Below are 19,928 nucleotides of genomic sequence, written 5' to 3' on the forward strand. Positions count from 1 at the left end.
CGGCGCGTGCTCAGCACAGGCGCACCATGTCCTTCACAAACTGGCCCCAGAGGAAGAACAACCCTCGCGTGGAGTACTTGAAATGGCGATCGCCCGAAGGCTGGATCACACCCGATTTGAGGTTGTGCTCGATCTGCTCCTGCATCTCCGCCTCGATCGCGTGCTCGATTTCGTCGGGATCAGGGACGCGGAGGGAGTCGGGATGGATCTTCAGCTTACGCAGGAACTGGCGGTGGTCCTCGAGGATCTGGTCGAACGCGTTGCGTTCACAGGGGACGTGGTTCCAGTGCATCGTCGGCAAGCACTTCAAGGTCGGCGAGAACGGGAAGTTCGTGGTGCGGAAGATGCGCCCTTCTTCATCGCGGGAGGTCACTGAAATGAAGGCGAATGCGACGTTTCCCTGCTCGCACAGACAGACGGTGGCCTCGGCCCGTTCTTCGGGGTGCCAGTAGATCTGAAAATGCTGCTGCATGCCGGCCCACTCCCAACCGCAGTCATCGACGTGCTCGAATCCCTCTTCCTCCATGCCCATGGCGGCTTCGGGTGCATTGGGGAAAAACGCCGGGTCGGGAACCTGGCGGTGACGCAGACGATTCTCGGTCGGCAGGCGCATCCTGCGGATGCGTGTGAGCAGCTCGAACCAAGGAAGGAAGAACCAGGGAACGACACCGATCAGCCCGCACCACCAGCAGTCGAAGAGAAACCCGAAGAGCAGATAGCCGGCGACGAGGAAGGTCAAAGCCCCCATCTTGCGTGGAAATGCCGCTCTGGAGGAGCGCAGGCCGAGGGCCAGCACCACCAATCCGATCACGACCAAGGATTCACGCATAGGGTTTTTGAAGGTTTCGCGGGGAACACCCCCCGAGGGCTGCAAAGAAACGCCATCGTGGTGTTCCGTCAAGGGGGTGTTTCCGACCCGGTGAAAAAGGTTTCACCTAAAACGGGTGTTCGGTTTCACCGATTCTGGTCTTCGTAGGGAATCCAATCTGGCGGGTTTCTCCGCATGCCGGCAGAATCCTCGCGATGGCCATCGAACCCTACGAACAGTTTCATCCCGAAATCGATCCCACCGCATTCGTCGCCGCGAGCGCGGATCTGATCGGCCGAGTCACGATGCATGAGCAAAGCAGTGCATGGTACAACACCACCCTTCGTGGAGACATCAACGAGATCGTCATTGGTCCGCGTTCGAACATTCAGGACAACGCCGTCGTGCATCTCGCCGATGACTACGGCTGCTACGTCGGTGAGCTGGTGACGGTCGGCCATTCGGCCATCATTCATGCCTGCACGATCAAGAATGAAGTCCTGATCGGCATGGGTGCGATTGTCCTCGATGGCGCGGTGATCGGGGAGCGTAGCATCATCGGCGCCGGTGCCGTGGTGACCGGTGGCACCGAGGTGCCGCCCGGGTCGCTGGTTCTCGGCACGCCGGCGAAGGTAGTGCGGACGCTCTCACTCGACGAACAGCAGGGAGTGAAGCACTGGGCGGAAAAATACGTCGCCCAGTCGCGCAAGTTCATGGCGCGGGAATTCTGAGTCCCGGAGGTCGCGCGACGTCGGTCGCGCGTCTCCGTGCCGTAGTCCCTCAATCGGACCTTGAGGTTCAGGCGCTCGGGTGGAATTCCTGAAGGGTCTGCACCGTGAGTTCGCGATCCTTGAGGGACCGGATCGCCTTCACGCAGGCCTCGGCCGCGGAGAGGTTGGTGGCGTGCGAGACCTTCATCGCGATCGCCGTCGAGCGGATCTTCACCTCGTCCGCACGGGCGGCTTCATCGCTCGGCGAGTTGATGACGAAGGCGATCTCGCCGTTCTTCATCATGTCGAGGACGTTCGGGCGACGCTCTTCATGCAGTTTGAACAGGCTTTGGCAGCTGACGCCCTCGGTCTTCAAGTGCTTGTAGGTGCCACCGGTCGCCCAGATGGTGAATCCGAGCTCTTCGAGTTCCTTGGCCACCGGCACGGCCCGCGGCTTGTCGCGGTCGTTGACGGAAAGGAACACGTTGCCTTCCGTCGGCAGCGGGTTGAAGGCACTCGTCTGGCTTTTCGCGTAGGCCATGCCCCAGTCGGCATCGATGCCCATCACTTCGCCGGTGGACTTCATCTCCGGACCGAGCACGATGTCGATGCCCGGGAAGCGGCTCCATGGGAAGACCGCTTCCTTCACCGAGTAGTGCTCAGGTACGACGGTCTCCGTAAATCCGAGCTCCTTGAGCGTCTTGCCGACCATGATCTGGGCGGCGTACTTGGCCAAGGGGACGCCGGTCGCCTTCGAGACGAATGGCACCGTCCGCGAGGCGCGCGGGTTGACCTCGATCACATAGAGCTCTTCGTCCTTCACGGCGAACTGGATGTTCATCAGGCCGCGCACTTCGAGTTCGCGGGCCAGGTTCTTGGCGGCCACTTCGATCTCAGCCTTGATCTTGTCGGAGAGCGAGTAGGCGGGGATGCAGCAGGCCGAGTCACCGGAGTGGATGCCGGCTTGCTCGATGTGCTGCATGATCGCGCCGAGCACCGATTGCTCGCCGTCGGAAATGCAGTCCACGTCGATCTCCACCGCGCCGTCGAGGAAGCGGTCGACCAGCACCGGGCGGTCCGGCGAGACATCGACGGCGCCCTGCATGTACTTCCGCAGCTCGCTGTCTTCGTAAACGATCATCATGCCCCGTCCACCGAGGACGAAGGACGGGCGCACCAGCACCGGGTAGCCGATGCGGTTGGCGATCTCCACCGCTTCATCGACGGATACCGCCGTGCCGGCTTCGGCCTGCTTGAGGTTGAGCTTGTCGAGCAGTGCGGAGAAGAACTTCCGGTCTTCCGCCAGTTCGATGGACTTGGGTGAGGTGCCGATGATGGGCACGCCGTGGCGCTCGAGGTCGGCCGCGAGGTTCAGCGGCGTCTGGCCACCGAACTGGACGATCACGCCGTGCGGTTTCTCCTGATCGCAGATGTTCAGCACGTCCTCGAGCGTCAGTGGCTCGAAGAACAACTTGTCCGAGGTGTCGTAGTCGGTCGAAACCGTCTCCGGGTTCGAGTTCACCATGATGGCCTCGTAGCCGAGCTCCTTCACCGCGAAGGCGGCATGCACACAGCAGTAGTCGAACTCGATGCCCTGGCCGATCCGGTTCGGACCGCCACCAAGGATGATGATCTTCTTCTTGTCGGTCTCACGGGCTTCGTTCTCGTCACCGTAGGTGGAGTAAAAGTAGGGCGTGTAGGCCTCGAACTCGGCCGCGCAGGTGTCGACCAGGCGGTAGGTGGGGATCAGGCCGGCGGCCTTGCGCTCGGCGCGGACCTCGTCCTCGTGCGTGCCGCGCGCCATCGCGATCTGGCGGTCGGAGAAGCCGAGTCGCTTGGCATTCTTCAGGTCGAGCGAAGCGAGGTTCATGCCCTCGTCGACGATCTCCTTCAGGTGATGCAGGAACCACGGGTCGATCGCGGTGGTTTCGAACACCTCGTCGATGGTCCAGCCCGTCTTGAAGGCGGTCTGCAGCCAGAAGATGCGCTCGGCACTCGGAACGGCCAGCTCGCGCTCGACTTCCTCGCGGGTCACCTCGCCGGGTTCCTTGGAGTCGAAGCCGAAGCCCCAGCGACCGGTTTCGAGCGAGCGCAGCGCCTTCTGCATCGACTCCTTGAAGGTGCGGCCGATGGACATCGCTTCGCCGACCGCCTTCATCTGGGTGGTCAGTACGGCATTTGCCGTAGGGAACTTCTCGAAGGTGAAGCGTGGCAGCTTGGTCACCACGTAGTCGATGGTCGGCTCGAAGCTGGCCGGCGTTTCGCGGGTGATGTCGTTGGGCAGTTCGTCGAGCGTGTAGCCGACGGCGAGCTTGGCGGCGATCTTGGCGATCGGGAAGCCGGTGGCCTTGGAGGCCAGGGCGGACGAGCGGGAGACCCGCGGGTTCATCTCGATGACGATCATCCGGCCGGTCACCGGGTCGATGGAGAACTGGATGTTCGAGCCGCCGGTTTCCACACCAATTTCGCGGATCACGGCGAAGGATGCGTCGCGCATGATCTGGTATTCGCGGTCACTCAGGGTCTGGGCCGGGGCGACGGTGATGGAGTCCCCGGTGTGCACGCCCATGGGATCGATGTTCTCGATCGAGCAGATGACCACGCAGTTGTCGGCGCAGTCGCGCATGACTTCCATTTCGTATTCCTTCCAGCCGAGCAGGCTTTCCTCGATGAGCACCTCGGTCACCGGCGAGAGGTCGAGCCCGCGGGTGATGATCTCCTCGAATTCCTCGCGGTTGTAGGCGATGCCGCCGCCCTGGCCACCGAGGGTGAAGGCGGGGCGGATGATGAGTGGGAACTTCTTGCCGGTGTATTCGGCCATCTGCTTGGCCACCTCGCGGGCTTCCTCCATCGTGTGGGCGGTGCCGGACTGCGGCAGGTCCACGCCGATCTTGATCATCGCGTCCTTGAAAAGCTGGCGGTCCTCGCCCTTGTCGATGGCCTCGGCATTGGCGCCGATCATCTTCACGCCGTGTTTCTCCAGCGTGCCGGACTTGAAGAGATCCATCGAGCAGTTGAGCGCCGTCTGGCCGCCGAGCGTCGGCAGCAGGGCATCTGGCTTCTCGCGGATGATGATCTTTTCGACCACTTCCGGGGTGATGGGCTCGATGTAGGTCCTGTGGGCAAACTCCGGATCCGTCATGATGGTCGCCGGGTTCGAGTTCACCAGCACCACGGTGTAGCCTTCCTCCTTCAGCGCCTTGCAGGCTTGAACGCCCGAGTAGTCGAATTCACATCCTTGTCCGATGACAATGGGGCCGGATCCGATGACCAGAATTTTTTGGATCGAGGTGTCTTTAGGCATGGCAGAGAGGGGGCCCGACGGAGCCCGGGATGGGCGGTTGCGGGCTAAATTTTGGGGTATTTGGCAGGGTCCGGGCTCGTTGTAAAGGACCGGATGAAGACGGCGGCGGGATGGAGGTGGGTGGCGGGTGCGGAATCGTCATTCCCAGCCACCTCTCGCGCTGGATCGAGCTCGAGGTCGCGGAGGCTCAGCACGGGCCCTTTCCGGTCGGCACCTTGACCCCGCCGACCCCGGAGTGCTAGGAACCCTCAAGGGTCCCGGAGCCCTCCATCCTCATGAAACCGATTTCTGCCTGCCTTCTTGCCGCCCTCGTTCTCGCCGTTCCGATGCTCAGTTCCTGCGGCAGCGCGGTCGGGCTGGGATCTGAAACCAGCGGCAACTACGCCTCGACGCGCATCAAGAGCTCGGACCTCAGCCTGATTCGCTCGACCACCACCGCCGTATTCAGCGAAGCGGGGTTTTCGTCGAGGGGAGGGAAGGGGTCCACCCTCTACTTCCAGAAGGTGGGCAGCCGCTCGGCCCAGATCACCTGGGGGGGCAATTTCAACGCCAATCCGGTCATGATCGAGCCGGAGGTGCAGGTCAGCCCCCGTGGAGCCGAGACGCTGCTGGTGTGCAATGTGTACTTCGTCCAACAGAGCACCGTGTATGGGGAGAACGTCAAGCAGCCCCACCTGGTCGGCAAATCCGGCTACGAGCGGATGCTTTCCACGATCCGCAAGCGTGTCGAGGCTGCGGAAAAAGCGCGCACCGGAAGCTGAGTCCCGTGTCAGCGCTCGGGACCGGGGCTTGCTTGAGGGGCGTGTCCGCTCCGCTGCAGCCGTGCCAGGGCGGCATCCTGAAGCGGGTCTTCGGTGCCGATCCACCAGCGTAGTGATCTGAGGAAGAACCGGGTCGGCTTCACCACCAGCCAGCGTGGCCATCGCGGGACGCCGATCCGTTGTTGGTGCGCCTCCGGCAGCGTCTGGTAGGCCGCTTGAAACAGGAGCCGGTAAACGATGCGGGATGGAAGAGGAAGGGGCGGACGGCGAATCCAGTCGATGACCTCGCGGGTCTCGTCGGTGACGACCAGCTCGTCGTCGAAGCGTTCCACCACCGCCATCATCTCCTTTTCATCCTGCGGGGTTTCATCGAGCCCGAGTGGTTCCACCGATCGTCCCCAGAGCCGGACGTAGGCATCCGCCCCTCCGGGAATGGCGACACTTGAGTAGGCTTCATGGGTGCGCAGAAACGATTCCATGAATGCGATGTGGACCCATAGCAGAAGGTGAGGGTCGGAGGCGCGGTACTCCCGCTCGACTCCTCTGGCATCCCGGTAGGTTCCGAGCACCTTGCCGTGCATCCCCCGTACGCGACCGGCTTCGTGCAGCACGGATTCCCGCGCTGCGAAGGTGGTGACGGTCAGCCAGCGAATGGTGCCGGCGAGGCGGCCGAGGGGGTCATCCTTGTAGCGGGAATGCTGGCGTACTCCGGCGAGACTGCCCGGATGGAGTGCCTGGACGAGAAGAGCACGGATGCCTCCGACCAGCGTTGCCATGTCGGCATGGAGCACCCATGGCGCTTCGTCGGGTTGGTAGAGCCCGGGACCTTCGCCTTCGGCCACCGCGCCCAACCACGGGACTTCCCCGCTGGGATTCCCACAGAGCAGTGCCCGGAAACGTCGACCTACCCATCGTTGAATGCTTGCCACCATGCCGTGAGGCCAAGCTGCAGCCGGAACCCGGAAGCGCAAGACCTGCTTCGGCCCGGACCCGGCGAAATCCCCGCCAGGCTGCTTGTCTCCGGGTCCGCGAACCACCGAACGCGAAAAAGCGCACCGTGTGGTGCGCTTTTTCATGGGAAAGTGGCAACCCGTAGGGGAGTCGAACCCCTGTTGCCGGAATGAAAATCCGGAGTCCTAACCACTAGACGAACGGGTCAATGTTTGTCTGCCCGCCGGAGCGGACTGGGCGGGAAAACTAGTAAGAGATCGACGGCTGACAAGAACAAATTCGCCAATTTTTCATGATTTGGATGACTCGTACCCCGATTCATGCCCGAAAGGCGGCTTGCAAGCGGTTCGCGGCCCCCTACGCTGCCGCACCTGTCCGACAAATCGAACAAGCTCTCATGAATACCGACATCCTGTCCAATGCTGCCGCCCAAGCCCGCGGCCTCGCCATCGATGGCGTCCACGCCTGCTCATCCGGCCACCTCGGCCTGCCTCTCGGCTGTGCCGAGATTGGTTCCGTTCTCTTCGCTGGTGGCGGATTGCGCTTTAACCCGGAAGCACCCAAGTGGCTGAACCGCGACCGCTTCATCCTCTCAGCCGGCCATGGCTCGATGTTCATTTACTCGTGGCTGCATCTCGCGGGCTACGCGCTGTCGATGGAGGAGGTGAAGAATTTCCGCCAGCTCCACTCGATCACTCCGGGTCACCCCGAGTTTGACGAAACCCCCGGCGTCGAGGCCACGACCGGCCCGCTCGGTCAGGGTGTCGCCAATGCCGTGGGATACGCGCTGTCCGGCAAGCGTGCCGCCGCCAAGTTCAACACCGTGGACCACACGATCTTCGATCATCACGTGTTCGCCCTGCTTGGTGACGGCTGTCTCCAGGAGGGTGTGGCCAAGGAAGCCATCGCCTTCGCCGGTCACAACCAGCTCGATAACCTCATCCTCATCTATGATTCCAATGACGTCACCCTCGACGCCATGGCGGATCGCACACAGGACGAGGACGCCGAGGCTTATTTCAAGTCACAGCAGTGGAATGCGGTGACCATCGACGGCCACGATTTCGCCGCCATCCACGAAGCCATCACCGCGGCGAAGGCCAGCAAGGGCAAGCCATCGGTGATCATCGCCAAGACCGAGATCGGCCGTGGCATCCCTGAAGTCGCCGGCACGGCCGGTGCCCACGGTGAAGGTGGAGCCAAGTTTGCTGAAGCGGCACGCGCCGGGCTCGGTCTTCCTGCCGAGACCTTCTACGTCTCGGATGAGGTCCGGAAGCACTTTGCCGACGTCGCTGACGCGGGCAAGAGTGAGTTCCTGAAGTGGCAGAGCAACTACGAGGAGTGGGCTCAGGCGAATCCTGCGCTCGCCACCGAACTGCGCGCCGGCGTCACCGGTGAGATCCCGAGTGACCTGGCTGACCGCATTCCGGCCTTCGCCGAAGACGAAGGTGGAGCCACCCGTGCATCCGGCGGCACCGTCATCCAGTCGGTGGCGAAGGAAGTCCCTCAGTTCATCACCGGATCGGCCGACCTCTACGGGTCGACGAAGAACTACATCAAGGACGGCGGCGACTTCGGTCCCGACAACTACGGTGGACGTAATATCTGGTTCGGCATCCGTGAGCACGCGATGGGCGCGATCTGCAACGGCATCGCCTACGACGGGATCTTCCGTGCCAGTGGCGCGACCTTCCTCGTTTTTGCCGACTACCTCCGCCCGGCGATCCGCCTTGCGGGTCTGGCCAAGCTGCCCGTCACCTACATCTTCACGCACGACTCCGTGGGCGTCGGCGAGGATGGTCCGACCCACCAGCCTGTCGAGACCGTCAGTGGTCTGCGCGTGATCCCGAATGTCGATGTCATCCGTCCGGCCGATGCGGAAGAAACCGCCGGCGCCTTCGCCGCGGCGATGCTGCGCACCGACGGACCGACCGCGCTCATCCTCACCCGTCAGGGTGTGCCGGCGATTCCCGGTCTTTCCAACTCCGAACGCCGTGATGGCGTGATCCGCGGTGGCTACGTGGTGAAGAAGGAGAAGGGCGAGCTGACCACCATCCTGATGGGAAGTGGTTCCGAGCTGCAGCACTGCCTGAAGGCAGCCGAGGAACTCGGCGACGGAGTGCGCGTGGTCTCGATCCCGTGCTTCGAGCGCTTCGACCGCCAGGGCGAGGACTACTGCGAAGCGGTCCTGCCGAAGAGCTGCACCAAGCGGGTAGCCATCGAAGCTGGCGTCAGCGGGCTGTGGTGGAAATACGTCGGCAGCGAAGGCAAGGTGCTCGGCATCGACCGCTTCGGCATCAGCGCCCCGGGTGGCGTGGTGATGAAGGAACTCGGCATGACGGCCGACCATGTGGTCGCCGCAGCCAAGAGCTGATGGCTGAGGGCTCGGCCGAGCCCTGTGTTCCTACGAATCTCCCAAGCGCACCGTCCCTGTGGCGGTGCGCTTTTTCGTGCCCGGGTGTCGGGCGGTTCCATCGTGGGTCGGGTGGGTGTCGGCCCCTCCCGATTCGACTTGTCACCCCTAGCAGATTGGGCACTGTGATAGAACCCTACCCACAATCATCCCAAACCCATGCAAACCCTCCTCAGCGACCACGGCGTGGTCCTCTCCATCGTCCTTGGTGCCGTCGGTCTCATCTTCGCCCTTTTTCTCATCCGCTTCGTGCTCGCAGCCGATGCGGGGGACAGCAAAATGCGGGAAATCGCCCTAGCGATCCAAGAGGGTGCGTCGGCCTACCTCCACCGGCAGGTGGTTGCCGTTTCGCTGATCTCCGTGGTGGTGGTCGTGGGCATCTGGTTCCTGCGGGACACGCCGACCGCGGTGGGCTTCGTGGTGGGTTCGGTATGCTCGATGGCGGCGGGCTACATCGGCATGATCGTGGCGGTGCGGGCGAACGTGCGGACGGCGCAGGCTGCGTCGGTGAGTTCCCACAGCGCGTTGCAGGTGGCCTTCAATGGCGGCGCGGTGACCGGGCTGCTCGTGGTCGGTCTCGGTTTGCTCTCGGTCGGGACTTTCTACCTGATTTCCCTGAAAGTCAGCGGCAGCCCGAAGGTGGCGATCGATTCACTCGTTGGCCTCGCCTTGGGAAGTTCGTTGATCAGTGTGTTCGCGCGCCTCGGGGGCGGCATCTACACGAAGGCTGCGGATGTGGGTGCGGACCTGGTTGGCAAGATGGAGCAGAATCTTCACGAGGATGATCCGCGCAACCCGGCGACCATCGCCGACAATGTGGGCGACAACGTGGGCGACTGTGCGGGCATGGCGGCGGATGTGTTCGAAACCTACGCGGTGAGCCTGATCGGCGGCGTGTTGGTCGGGTTCCTCACTGCTGGGGGCTACGCCAATGCGATGGTCTTTCCCTTTGTCATTTGCGGTCTCTCCATCATCGGGGCCCTGCTCGGGGTCGCCTTTGTGAATTTCACCAGTCTGAATCCGACGAGGTCGCTTGTGGGTGGGGTGGTCGTGAGTGGACTGGTCTCGGCCATCATGCTTTTCCCGGCGACTCAGGCGATGTTCCCGACCGCCATGGAGATCGCCGGCAAGTCGGTGGGATCGACCCAACTCTACTTCTGCATCCTGGTCGGCATCGCCATGACCTTCGCCTCGGTCTGGATCACCAACTACTTCACTTCCACGGCCCACAGGCCGGTCCGCCGGATCGCGAAGGCCTCCGAGACGGGGCATGCGACGAACATCATCGCGGGCATCAGCACGGGGCACCATGCCACGTTGGCTCCGGTCCTGTGCATCGTCGGGTCCATCTGGATCTGCTACTCTCAGGCGGACCTCTATGGCGTCGCCGTGGCGGTGGTGAGCATGCTCAGCCTGTCGGGCATCATCATCTCGCTCGATGCCTTTGGCCCGATCACGGACAACGCGGGCGGCATCGCCGTGATGAGTGGTCTGGACCCGAAGGTGCGGCAGATCACCGACGAGCTCGATGCGGTCGGCAACACGATGAAGGCGGTGACCAAGGGGTATGCGATCGCTTCGGCCGGGCTCGCGGCCATGGTGCTTTTCGGATCCTACGTGTATGAGCTCAACGCCCATCTGGGGCGGGAGTTCGCCTTCGACCTGATGGATCCGAGGGTCATGATCGGCCTGTTCGTCGGTGGTCTGCTGCCCTTTTCCTTCACCGCCTACGCGATGGATGCGGTGGGCTCGGCGGCCGGCGCGGTGGTCAACGAAGTCCGCCGCCAGATCGGTCTGCACCCCGGCATCCTCGATGGGACGGACAAGCCGGAATACAAGCACTGTGTGGACATCGTCACCAAGGCGGCGCTGCGCCAGATGGTCCTGCCGGCCTTGCTGCCGGTGATCTTCGTGGTCGTCATGGCCTTCATGGGCCCCGAAGCCCTCGGCGGCGTGCTGGTGGGCACGATCGTCACCGGGCTCTTCGTCGGCATCGCCATGACCTCTTCGGGTGGCGCATGGGACAACGCCAAGAAATTCGTCGAGGACGGAAACCACGGAGGAAAAGGCTCACTGGCCCACCGTGCCAGTGTGACCGGCGACACCGTGGGCGATCCCTACAAGGATACGGCGGGCCCGGCGGTGAATCCGATGATCAAGGTGGTCAACATCCTCGCGATTCTCATCATCCCCATCATCTTCGAGGCGGCAAATCACTGATGGATTGACAGCCCGGGTGCATCTCCGTTCTAACGGCACGGTCTGAGCTTAGCAGGGTTCGGATCCTGTTTCGATGACCCTACACAAGCACAGCCATGGCGCTCGCTCGCTGCCGTTCAAGCGGGCCTACGTTGCCGCCATGATCGTGACCTTCATCCACTACATGGCGGTGGTCGCGACCCTCACACTCATCTTCATCCTGATCCGTACCCAGGACAACAAGGTGGCCATGTGGCTGCTTGGGGCACTCGCGCTGGTGGGGGCGACCTGGGGCATCGGTTACATTTTCCGCCGCGCCGCCACCTGCCCGCTGTGCAAGGGAACGCCGCTGGTGGACACGAGGGCGGCGAAGCATCGGAAGGCGGTCCGGCTCAAGCCGCTGAATTTCGGCGCGACCGCCTTGCTCCAGCTGACTTTCAGCAATCGTTTCCGCTGCATGTACTGCGGTACCCCCTTTGATTTGCTGCGCAAACCGGGCAGCCACCACGAGCGCGGCGGGTTCTGACCCCCCCCGGCCGGGGCAACTTACAAAAATTTCGACTGCTTCGGTGGCGTTGCTGTGCTTTTGTCCCGGCGCAATGCCCACCAGCCCACTGCCTGACGCCACCGGTCACTTCGGAGAATTCGGCGGCATGTTCGTGCCGGAGACCCTGATGTCGCCGCTCGAGGAACTCACCACGGCCTACGACGCGGCTCGCCAGGATCCGGCATTCCAAGCCGAACTCGACGACCTGCTGCACAACTACTGCGGCCGTCCGACCCCGCTCTACTTCGCCGAGCGATGGACCGAGAAGCTGGGCGGGGCGAAAATCTACCTCAAGCGTGAGGACCTGCTCCACACGGGAGCGCACAAGATCAACAATGCCATCGGGCAGATCCTGCTCGCCAAGCGGCTGGGCAAGAAGCGCATCATCGCCGAGACCGGAGCCGGTCAGCACGGGGTTGCGACCGCCACGGTTTGCGCCCGCTTCGGCATGGAGTGCGTGGTTTACATGGGAGCGGTCGACATGGAACGCCAGGCGCTGAACGTCGCACGCATGCGCCTGATGGGAGCCGAAGTCTGTGCCGTGACCGCAGGTCAAGCCACCCTCAAGGAAGCGGTGAACGAGGCCATGCGCGACTGGGTCGCCACGGTGGACCACACCCATTACATTCTTGGCTCGGCTCTCGGAGCGCACCCGTTCCCCATGATGGTGCGGGATTTCCACCGCGTGATCGGGGTGGAGGCCCGTGAGCAGATCCTCGAAAAAGAAGGCCGCCTGCCGGACCTTCTCGTCGCCTGTGTGGGTGGCGGTTCGAATGCGATCGGACTCTTCCACCCATTTATCGAGGATGAAAATGTGCGCATGGTCGGCGTCGAAGCCGGCGGTGACGGGATCATCCCGGAACGCCATGCGGCCCGCTTCCAAGGGGGGAAACTGGGTGTCCTCCAAGGCACCAAGACGTGGCTCCTCGCCAACGACGACGGCCAGATCGAGCTGACCCACTCGGTGAGTGCCGGTCTGGATTATGCCGCCGTCGGCCCCGAGCACGCCTACCTGCAGGACATCGGTCGGGCCGAATACACCTACGCCACGGATGATGAAGCGCTCAGTGCATTCCGTGAGCTGGCCTACGTCGAAGGCATCCTGCCGGCGCTGGAGAGCTCCCACGCCATGGCCTATGTCTCGAAGATCGCTGGCAGCCTGCCGAAGGATTCCATTCTGATCGCCAACCTTTCCGGTCGTGGCGACAAGGACGTCGAACAGGCCGCCAAGTATTTGCTCGGGGACGACTCTTGATTTGGCATTCACTTTCAGCGGTGCTTAGGATCCCCGAATCATGTCCCACCGCATGTTGATGAGAACAAAAGCCGCCGCCTGCTTCAGTTTGGCGACCTTGCCACTGGCTGCGAGCGAACCGGACCTCTTCACCCGGATCGACACGCCGCAGCACACGGTATTCTGCTCTTGCCATGCCTGCGGTTCGGGTGGTGCCGATGCCCACTTCGAAGTCGAAACCGGCCCCGGTTCGTCCTTCCCCACCGCCCTGTCCGTGGCACCCTCAAGCGGAGCCTTTGACATCATCCTCAACCCGAATGCCACCCTCGCCGGGAATGCTCCGGCCCTGGCCGCTTTCGAGCGCGCAGCCGCAACCTGGGAAGCCTTCATTTCCGATCCCATCACGGTGAATCTCAGCGTCGGGCTGGAAGACCTCGACCCGGGCGTCCTCGCCTCCGCCGGGTCCGTCCTGCTCTCAGCGGGTTACGACACCCTGACGAATGCCATGGTCCTCGACGCGGGTGCGGAATTGGACGATGGCATCGTGTCCAGCCTACCTACCTTCGCCCAGTCCAGTTTCAGCCTACCCACTGGTTTTCTGCGGTCGAATGGCCTCACGGCGAACAAGGCAACGCTCAAGGCCCTTGGTTTCACCGGCCTCGACACCCAGTTCGGAGCGAACGACGCGACCATCAACTTCAGCACCAACTTCGCCTTCGACTACGACAATTCCGACGGCGTTGGCTCCAACCTGATCGACTTCGAAACCGTCGCCCTTCACGAGATCGGCCACTCCCTCGGCTTCACCTCCGCTACCGATACCGTGGACTTCCTTGCCGGCGGCCCCGGGGTGGTCCCTCCCACCGAACAAGATCCCGCCATCATCGCCCCTCGATTGCTGGACCTCTTCCGCTTTGCGGACGGCAGTGAACCGGGGACTGAAGCTGCCTTCACCACGGCCACGCGCACGCTTGAGCCCGATGTCGAAGCCGTCTTCACCGATCTGGACATGGAAGGCGGCATGTCCACGGGTGCATTCACCGGCGACGGTCGGCAGGCCAGTCACTGGAAGGACAACAACATTACGGGCGCCCTCGTCGGTATCATGGATCCCACCCTGGCGAATCAGCAGGTGGTCGGTCTGAGCGCTTTGGATCTGCGGGCGCTGGACGTCATTGGCTTCGACATCGCCTTCGTTCCCGAGCCATCCACCTTGTGGCTCACCCTGTATGGCTTCCTCATGTGGAGACGCCGCCGATGAATGAGGAACCCGGGTTCGAAGCCGGCGACGCAGGGCGGGGGACCCATCCCATCCTCAAGCTCCTCTTTGTGTTCATTGCCGTCCTCGGCATCTGGGGCCTCATCGCCGGATGGCTTCTCATCCGCCGGCCCGAGCCGCCACCTGCTGCTGTGGAGAGGCAGTCATGGCAGGAGGCACCCGCTGATGAGCAGGCCCTGACCCAGGCCATGGAGGCATGGCGTGCCTTCGTGGAAGCCCCGGACCTCGAAACCCGGATCGAGCATGTCCGTGATCCCGAGCGTGTGGGCCCCATGATGCGGGACTACTATGACTCCCGGGCTCACTCCCTTCCTACCATGGGGCGGGCCCTTCCCGGCAGAGCCGTCCGGCAGGGAGCCCAAAACATGATCCTCATCGAGGTCGAGGACTATCAAGGTCGCCGCTATGCTGTCGCCATGGTGTGGACCGGCCGCCGCTATGCGGTCGATTGGGAAAGCCTGAGTGCCTATGGCACGATGGATTGGCCCCGATTGGTTGAGGAAAAGCCCGCTGAGCCGCAGGTGCTTCGGGTGTACCTCGCCGCCCTCCCTGAGTCGCTCACACCACCCGAATCCATCGTCGGGCCGCGCCGCTTCGTCCGCATGGAGCACCGGGATTTTTCAGAGAGCCTTCCACTGGCGCTGCGGCCGGAGCTCACGCGCGAGGTCACACAGCTGGTCGAAGGACGTCGGGTACCGGTGACCGTCGAAGTCCGATGGAATGCCGATCTGGGGCAATTCGAACTTCAGCGCCTGCTCGGCCTGAGCTGGAGCACCCAGTACTGAAGCCGGTTGAGCTCGTGGTGGCAGGATCTCGCTTTTGACAATCCTTTGACACGACCGCCGTGGGCGTTTGCTAGCTTCGGTCCGATATGAAATACAAAACATGGGTTGTTACCGCATTCACCACGGTCTCGGGGCTCGGTCAGGAAACACCCGCAGATCCTTACCGCGAAGCTCCAACGCGCGGCGCTCCAGCAGAAATTTCTGTCGAGCAGGCAAGCGTACCAACAAACATCTCGATCTGCTACGAGACCTTCTCGATGCCCTTGTCGATGGCGGCAGGCATGCGACGCGAACAGCTCGCGGACGCTGAATTCTATGACCGTATCCTGTCCGCCTTGGATCAGGAGAAGGTCCGACAGGAATCCTTCACCCTGCTGCGTGGCAGGACTGGAGAGAGGTCGACGACGGAGAGTGTGAGTGAGCAGATCTACCCGACGGAATTCGAGCCGCCGGAGCTACCCAACACGGTGGGAGTTTCGATTGTGCCTCCCACGCAGAAGGGGGTGGGGAATCCGACCCCGGATACGGAGAAGCTCCTGAACGCACCGGATCCGGAGTTACTTGAAGGCGTCCGGACCCCTGCGACTCCCACGGCTTTCGAAACCCGCAATACCGGCGTCACGATGGAAATGGAGAGCACCCTCGCTGCCGACGGGGAGCTCTTGGATCTCATCCTGGCGCCGGAGCACGTCGCTCTGGTGGACCAAACGACCTCGGGTCAGGGGCTCTCCACGGTCGGGATGCCCGTTTTTGAAAGCCAGCGGATCAGCACCGGTGTCACGCTCCAACTCAATCGACCCTTCCTGCTCGGCACGGTCAATCGTCCACCGACCTCGAGGGTGGATCCCGACTCGGCAAACCGCGTCTGGTTTGCTTTTGTAACCGGATCTCTGGCAAAGCCCTGATGCGTCCCGCCTTCATCACGATTGTTCCCATGCTGGCTGCCGCCGTCCTTGTGATGGTCGGCGGCGAGCGAATGGCACGTCGTGATGTGGAGTCCCGCACTCCGGCCGACCGCGGTCGCTTGCTTGATCTCGCGGATTCGTTTCGCTCCGAAATGGTGAGACTGGATGCCCTCTACATGGGGCATCTGGATGAGCTTACCCGACGCGCCCTCTACCTTGACGACCGCAAGGTCGAGGCCGAAGCCTCAACCCTCACTGGAGTGAAATTGATCCGGATCTTCCCAGCCAATGGAAAGGACCGGACGATCTCGCCTTCGCTCACCCAGGGTCGCCTCCCGGAGGTCGAACTGGAAGGCCGCAAGAGGCCTCTGGATCGCTCCACTGCGGTCGTCTTGGATGCTGGCTTGCTTGACGGCAAACCCTCCGCAGGCGGCTTCTGGCACGCGACTTCCGATCCGGATCTACGGCTCTACTGTCGCAGTCCCGAGCCCGGTTTCCTGACCGCCGTTTTCGTGGACCTTGCCGAGGTCCGCGAGCGCACCACCGCCCACCTGGCCGATTGGCTCCAGGTGCCACTCACGCCACTGCGGGAGGCCGGCGAACGGGTGAGCATCGAGCCGCCGCAGGGGCCTGCCATTGCGTCCATCGGCTCGTCAACTCATGGTCCATCGGCTCTGATCCTGCCGACGCGAACGATCAGCGGGGACTGGCAAATCCGCGCCTGGGATGGGCTGGTGGTCACCCGTAGCCATGATGCCGCCACTCTGGCAGTCGCCACCGTTTTCGCCGTCGCGCTCGTGGTTTCCGGCATGCTGCTCTTTCTTCAACAGAAGCGTACACTCAAGCAGGCAGCCGAAAGGGTTTCATTCGTCAACCGTGTCTCCCACGACCTCGGCACACCCCTCACCAGCCTCTCGCTCAATCTTGATCTCGCCTGTGAAGCCATGGCCAGCCGACCAGAGGAAGCGCGGCATCGGCTCGGACTCGTCGGCGAGGAAATCGAACGTCTGGCCCGGTTGGTGGCCAATGTACTGACCTTTTCCCGACACGAGCGCGACACTCTGGAACTCAAGCCGGTCCGCTGCGTCCCCGGGGAGGTCGTGGAACGCACGCTGGATGGCTTCCGCTCCGCGCTGGAACGGCGGGGGATCGAGATCGACTCGCAGATCCTCCGGGCGGGTGAGCCAGGCTTGCTCGATGCCGATGCCCTTACCCAGATCACCGGGAACCTGCTGTCCAATGTCGAAAAGTACGCGTCAGCGGGCGGCTGGGTGGGAATCGAAAGCGAGCTGCGCGCCGGCATGCTTGTTCTCGAAGTAAGCGATCATGGTCCCGGCATTCCCGAGGCCGCCCGCCAGCGGATCTTCGAACCGTTCGAGCGGGTCGTCGATTCGACCAACGAAGGATCGAGCGGCACAGGTTTGGGCCTTGCGATCAGTGGAGATCTCGCCCGCCGCATGGGCGGAACACTTGAGCTGCTCACCAGTGAGCAGGGTGCCGTCTTTCGACTGAGGGTTCCCGTGCGCCCATGCCTCGCCCTGTCTTCTCAAACTGACGCCGCATGACCATTCTCATCGCCGAAGACGACCCCCTCACGCTCGACGCGCTAGCCACCTGCATCGAGTGCGAGGGATTCTCCACGCTCCGGGCGGCGGATGGACGGGAGGCGATTGAGCTATGGCGTGACGGCAAGCCGGACCTCCTCTGCCTCGATATCATGATGCCGGTTGTTGATGGCTTCGAAGTCTGCCGTCGTGTGAGATCGAGCGACCGTGAAATTCCCATTCTGTTCCTTTCTGCGAAGAATCAGGAGATGGACATTGTGGTGGGTCTGGATCTGGGTGCCGATGACTTCATCCGCAAGCCCTTCACCCGGCGCGAAGTCATGGCGCGGATCCGTTCGGCTTTGCGAAGGAGTGCGCCAAGGGATCAGTCGGCCAAGTTCTCTCTCGGCGACCTCACCGTAAATCCGCGCTCGCTGTTGGCCGAGCGCTGCGGGGAAACTATCGAGCTGACACCACGGGAGGTCTCCATCCTCCAGTTGCTCCAAAAGCATGCCGGCGAACCCGTCTCACGCGACGCCTTTCTGGATACCTGCTGGGGGGTCGATTACTTCCCGGACTCCCGGACGCTGGATCAGCACATCTTCCTGCTGCGAAAGAAGATCGAGGTCGATCCTTCCGTTCCCAAGCTCATCCAGACGGTGAGGGGAGTCGGCTATCGGAGTGCCGCGGACCTATCGTGAGACCGGGCGGCTGGTTGAATGACGGGATTCCGCCTCACTTCTTCCACCAGTCCGCTTCCTTTTCCCAGGCTTCGCGCTCGGGCTTCTTCTGCTTGCCGGATGGAGGCACCGGTTCCTTGTCGGACCCCTCCATCAGGTCATCGAGGTCGTCGCTTTGCTTGGAGGCATGACGGGCGATGCGAATCAGGATCATCAGCACCGAGCCCAGTGCGAGAGTCAGCATCACCATCATGGCGATCGCAAAACCATCCGCCTCGCTGACCACCGCCATCATGACGATTGGATGATCCGTTTCATCGGGATCATGTTCGAGTAGTCGAAGCCGTACTTGCGGAAGAAGTTCTGCGACTCGGCGGAGATCTTGTCGGTGAGCAGGGTGATCCGCTTGAAGTCCTTTGCCTCAGCGAACTCGATCACATGCTCAAGCAAGCGGCTGCCGTATCCCTGACCGCGATGGTCGGGGTGGATGATCACGTCCTCCATCTGAATCACGAATCCTCCCATGGCCGTGGAAATCGTGAACAGCAGGTTGACCATGCCGATCAGGCGGTGGCCGTTGCGAATGACGAAGATGCGTCCTCGCGAAGGCTGCTCGAGGATGAGGGCCAAGCCACGTTCCTGAGCGGCTGCATCCGGGTTGAAGTCTCCCTGCATGCGGAACAATTCCATGACCAGATCTACCAAGGCCGGGAGGTCTTCGATGGTCGCGGTTTCCAGGCGTGGCTCGTCGGTCACGGGCATGGATGGGGTGGGACTTGCTTCCATTGCGGCGCACATCGTGCCACGCGCCGGACTACCGAGACACGGAAATTCATCAAATCCGGCCTAAAAATTTTCTAAAAAACCCACACAATGGTGGATTGACAAGGGAGGCGCTATCCCTAGAGTGCCCGCCCGCGCCACCGGGCGCACTGGACTTTTTCCCTTAATTCCTGCCATGAAACGCACTTTCCAACCTTCCCGTCGCAGCCGAGTGAAACAACACGGATTCCGCGCACGGATGTCGACCAAAGCTGGTCGCAGGATTCTCAAGAACCGTCGCCGGAAGGGCTGCAAGCGCCTGCTTCCCAAGGGTGCCGAACTCAAGTTCGAGCGCCACGTCACTCAGCACGGAGTGTAATCCTGCAACGCTTCCGGGCCATGCGCCTCTCGCGGAAGCACAGCATGACGCAGCGGTCCCAATTTCATGGGGTCCGCAAGAACGGTCGGTCGAAAGCCGGCCGTTTTCTCATTTTGAGCACCCTCGAGGACGAGGCGCTCCCGCATCCCATGGTGGGATTCATCACCACCCGCAAGGTGGGCAAGGCCCATGATCGCAATTTGCTGCGTCGCCGATTCCGCGCGATCCTCCAACGCCACGGCGACGAATTGGCCAACCCCCGGCGGTATCTGGTCACGATTCCCCGCCGTGGCGCGGCCGATGCCAGCTTCGCCGAACTCGAGAAGGATTGGCTCAAGCAAGCCCGCCGTCTCGGCCTCCTGGATTCTGAATGATGCCATGCGCCAGCTTGTCAGCTCCTTCATCCGGCTCGGGATCCGCTTTTACCAGCGCTTCCTCAGTCCGGTCCTGCATGCCATCTCCGGGCCATTCGGCGGCTGCCGCTACCAGCCGACCTGCTCGGCGTATTTCCTTCAGGCCGTCGAGGCCCACGGGCCGTGGAAAGGTTCATGGATCGGGCTCCGCCGGATTTTGCGCTGTCATCCATGGGGCGGGCACGGTTATGACCCCGTCCCGCCGCCGAAGGGAGGCGACCGACCCGGCCCGCCCAAGTAGGCCCACCCACTGA

The 19,928-nt window shown here is 62.6% G+C and carries 19 protein-coding genes and 1 tRNA gene; 14 read left to right on the forward strand and 6 right to left on the reverse strand.

Translation table 11 applies throughout. The features are described from left to right. Positions 1-10: 10 nt before the first annotated feature. Entirely contained in the window at positions 11-829 is an 819-nt protein-coding gene (locus JIN81_RS06790) for a hypothetical protein (RefSeq protein ID WP_200277927.1), read from the reverse strand. Between the two features lie 194 nt (positions 830-1,023). On the opposite strand from JIN81_RS06790, the gene JIN81_RS06795 reads away from it, so the two are divergent. Beyond that, on the forward strand, positions 1,024-1,539 hold the full coding sequence (locus JIN81_RS06795) for a gamma carbonic anhydrase family protein (protein ID WP_200277929.1): 516 nt from the start codon (positions 1,024-1,026) through the stop codon (positions 1,537-1,539). A 67-nt stretch (positions 1,540-1,606) separates the two neighbouring features. Here JIN81_RS06795 and carB read toward each other — a convergent pair whose 3' ends face one another. Continuing rightward, a complete protein-coding gene (carB, locus tag JIN81_RS06800; RefSeq protein ID WP_200277935.1) occupies positions 1,607-4,822 on the reverse strand; it encodes a carbamoyl-phosphate synthase large subunit in 3,216 nt (1,071 codons plus the stop codon). A 275-nt stretch (positions 4,823-5,097) separates the two neighbouring features. On the opposite strand from carB, the gene JIN81_RS06805 reads away from it, so the two are divergent. Beyond that, on the forward strand, positions 5,098-5,583 hold the full coding sequence (locus tag JIN81_RS06805) for a hypothetical protein (RefSeq protein ID WP_200277936.1): 486 nt from the start codon (positions 5,098-5,100) through the stop codon (positions 5,581-5,583). A gap of 8 nt (positions 5,584-5,591) precedes the next feature. Here the strand turns inward: JIN81_RS06805 and JIN81_RS06810 are convergent, their stop codons facing one another. Both JIN81_RS06810 and JIN81_RS06815 read right to left on the reverse strand, forming a co-directional pair. Continuing rightward, complete coding sequence (locus JIN81_RS06810) at positions 5,592-6,515, reverse strand: oxygenase MpaB family protein (RefSeq protein ID WP_200277937.1); 924 nt, start codon at positions 6,513-6,515, stop codon at positions 5,592-5,594. A gap of 151 nt (positions 6,516-6,666) precedes the next feature. Further along, positions 6,667-6,741 (reverse strand) — tRNA-Glu (locus JIN81_RS06815). Positions 6,742-6,931: 190 nt separating this feature from the next. Here JIN81_RS06815 and tkt point away from each other — a divergent pair. The 9 genes from tkt to JIN81_RS06860 all read left to right on the forward strand — a co-directional run bounded on the left by tkt (position 6,932) and on the right by JIN81_RS06860 (position 18,141). Beyond that, entirely contained in the window at positions 6,932-8,908 is a 1,977-nt protein-coding gene (gene tkt / locus JIN81_RS06820) for a transketolase (RefSeq protein WP_200277939.1), read from the forward strand. Between the two features lie 198 nt (positions 8,909-9,106). Continuing rightward, on the forward strand, positions 9,107-11,167 hold the full coding sequence (locus JIN81_RS06825) for a sodium-translocating pyrophosphatase (protein WP_200277941.1): 2,061 nt from the start codon (positions 9,107-9,109) through the stop codon (positions 11,165-11,167). A 73-nt stretch (positions 11,168-11,240) separates the two neighbouring features. Then, positions 11,241-11,672, forward strand: coding sequence for a hypothetical protein (locus JIN81_RS06830; RefSeq protein WP_200277943.1), 432 nt, complete (start codon positions 11,241-11,243; stop codon positions 11,670-11,672). Between the two features lie 73 nt (positions 11,673-11,745). Next, positions 11,746-12,948: a tryptophan synthase subunit beta gene (gene trpB, locus JIN81_RS06835; protein ID WP_200277944.1), complete on the forward strand. Its 1,203-nt coding sequence runs from the start codon at positions 11,746-11,748 to the stop codon at positions 12,946-12,948. A gap of 58 nt (positions 12,949-13,006) precedes the next feature. Beyond that, a complete protein-coding gene (locus tag JIN81_RS06840) occupies positions 13,007-14,188 on the forward strand; it encodes an NF038122 family metalloprotease (protein WP_234044550.1) in 1,182 nt (393 codons plus the stop codon). Next, positions 14,185-14,991 (forward strand): hypothetical protein, encoded by an 807-nt coding sequence (locus tag JIN81_RS06845; RefSeq protein WP_200277946.1) that lies wholly within the window; start codon positions 14,185-14,187, stop codon positions 14,989-14,991. Before JIN81_RS06840 ends, JIN81_RS06845 begins: the two co-directional genes overlap by 4 nt. An 86-nt stretch (positions 14,992-15,077) precedes the next feature. Further along, positions 15,078-15,896, forward strand: coding sequence for a hypothetical protein (locus JIN81_RS06850; protein WP_200277947.1), 819 nt, complete (start codon positions 15,078-15,080; stop codon positions 15,894-15,896). Beyond that, positions 15,896-17,461: a sensor histidine kinase gene (locus JIN81_RS06855; protein WP_200277948.1), complete on the forward strand. Its 1,566-nt coding sequence runs from the start codon at positions 15,896-15,898 to the stop codon at positions 17,459-17,461. The genes JIN81_RS06850 and JIN81_RS06855 overlap by 1 nt, the downstream gene beginning before the upstream one ends. Continuing rightward, positions 17,458-18,141, forward strand: coding sequence for a response regulator transcription factor (locus JIN81_RS06860; protein ID WP_200277949.1), 684 nt, complete (start codon positions 17,458-17,460; stop codon positions 18,139-18,141). The genes JIN81_RS06855 and JIN81_RS06860 overlap by 4 nt, the downstream gene beginning before the upstream one ends. A 34-nt stretch (positions 18,142-18,175) precedes the next feature. On the opposite strand, the gene JIN81_RS06865 is transcribed toward JIN81_RS06860, so the two are convergent. Then, positions 18,176-18,415: a hypothetical protein gene (locus tag JIN81_RS06865; RefSeq protein WP_200277950.1), complete on the reverse strand. Its 240-nt coding sequence runs from the start codon at positions 18,413-18,415 to the stop codon at positions 18,176-18,178. After that, the gene (locus JIN81_RS06870; protein ID WP_200277951.1) at positions 18,412-18,882 is read right to left on the reverse strand and encodes a GNAT family N-acetyltransferase; all 471 of its coding nucleotides are present in this window, start codon (positions 18,880-18,882) and stop codon (positions 18,412-18,414) included. The genes JIN81_RS06865 and JIN81_RS06870 overlap by 4 nt, the downstream gene beginning before the upstream one ends. A gap of 196 nt (positions 18,883-19,078) precedes the next feature. On the opposite strand from JIN81_RS06870, the gene rpmH reads away from it, so the two are divergent. Genes rpmH through yidD form a run of 3 tightly spaced genes read left to right on the forward strand, consistent with a single transcriptional unit; the run spans position 19,079 to position 19,915 of the window. Beyond that, complete coding sequence (gene rpmH / locus JIN81_RS06875) at positions 19,079-19,261, forward strand: 50S ribosomal protein L34 (protein WP_200277953.1); 183 nt, start codon at positions 19,079-19,081, stop codon at positions 19,259-19,261. Positions 19,262-19,305: 44 nt separating this feature from the next. Next, the gene (rnpA, locus tag JIN81_RS06880) at positions 19,306-19,635 is read left to right on the forward strand and encodes a ribonuclease P protein component (RefSeq protein ID WP_200277955.1); all 330 of its coding nucleotides are present in this window, start codon (positions 19,306-19,308) and stop codon (positions 19,633-19,635) included. Between the two features lie 4 nt (positions 19,636-19,639). Continuing rightward, positions 19,640-19,915, forward strand: coding sequence for a membrane protein insertion efficiency factor YidD (yidD, locus tag JIN81_RS06885; RefSeq protein WP_200277957.1), 276 nt, complete (start codon positions 19,640-19,642; stop codon positions 19,913-19,915). Positions 19,916-19,928: the final 13 nt, after the last annotated feature.

The organism is Haloferula rosea, assembly GCF_016595525.1.
GTDB lineage: Bacteria > Verrucomicrobiota > Verrucomicrobiia > Verrucomicrobiales > Akkermansiaceae > Haloferula > Haloferula rosea.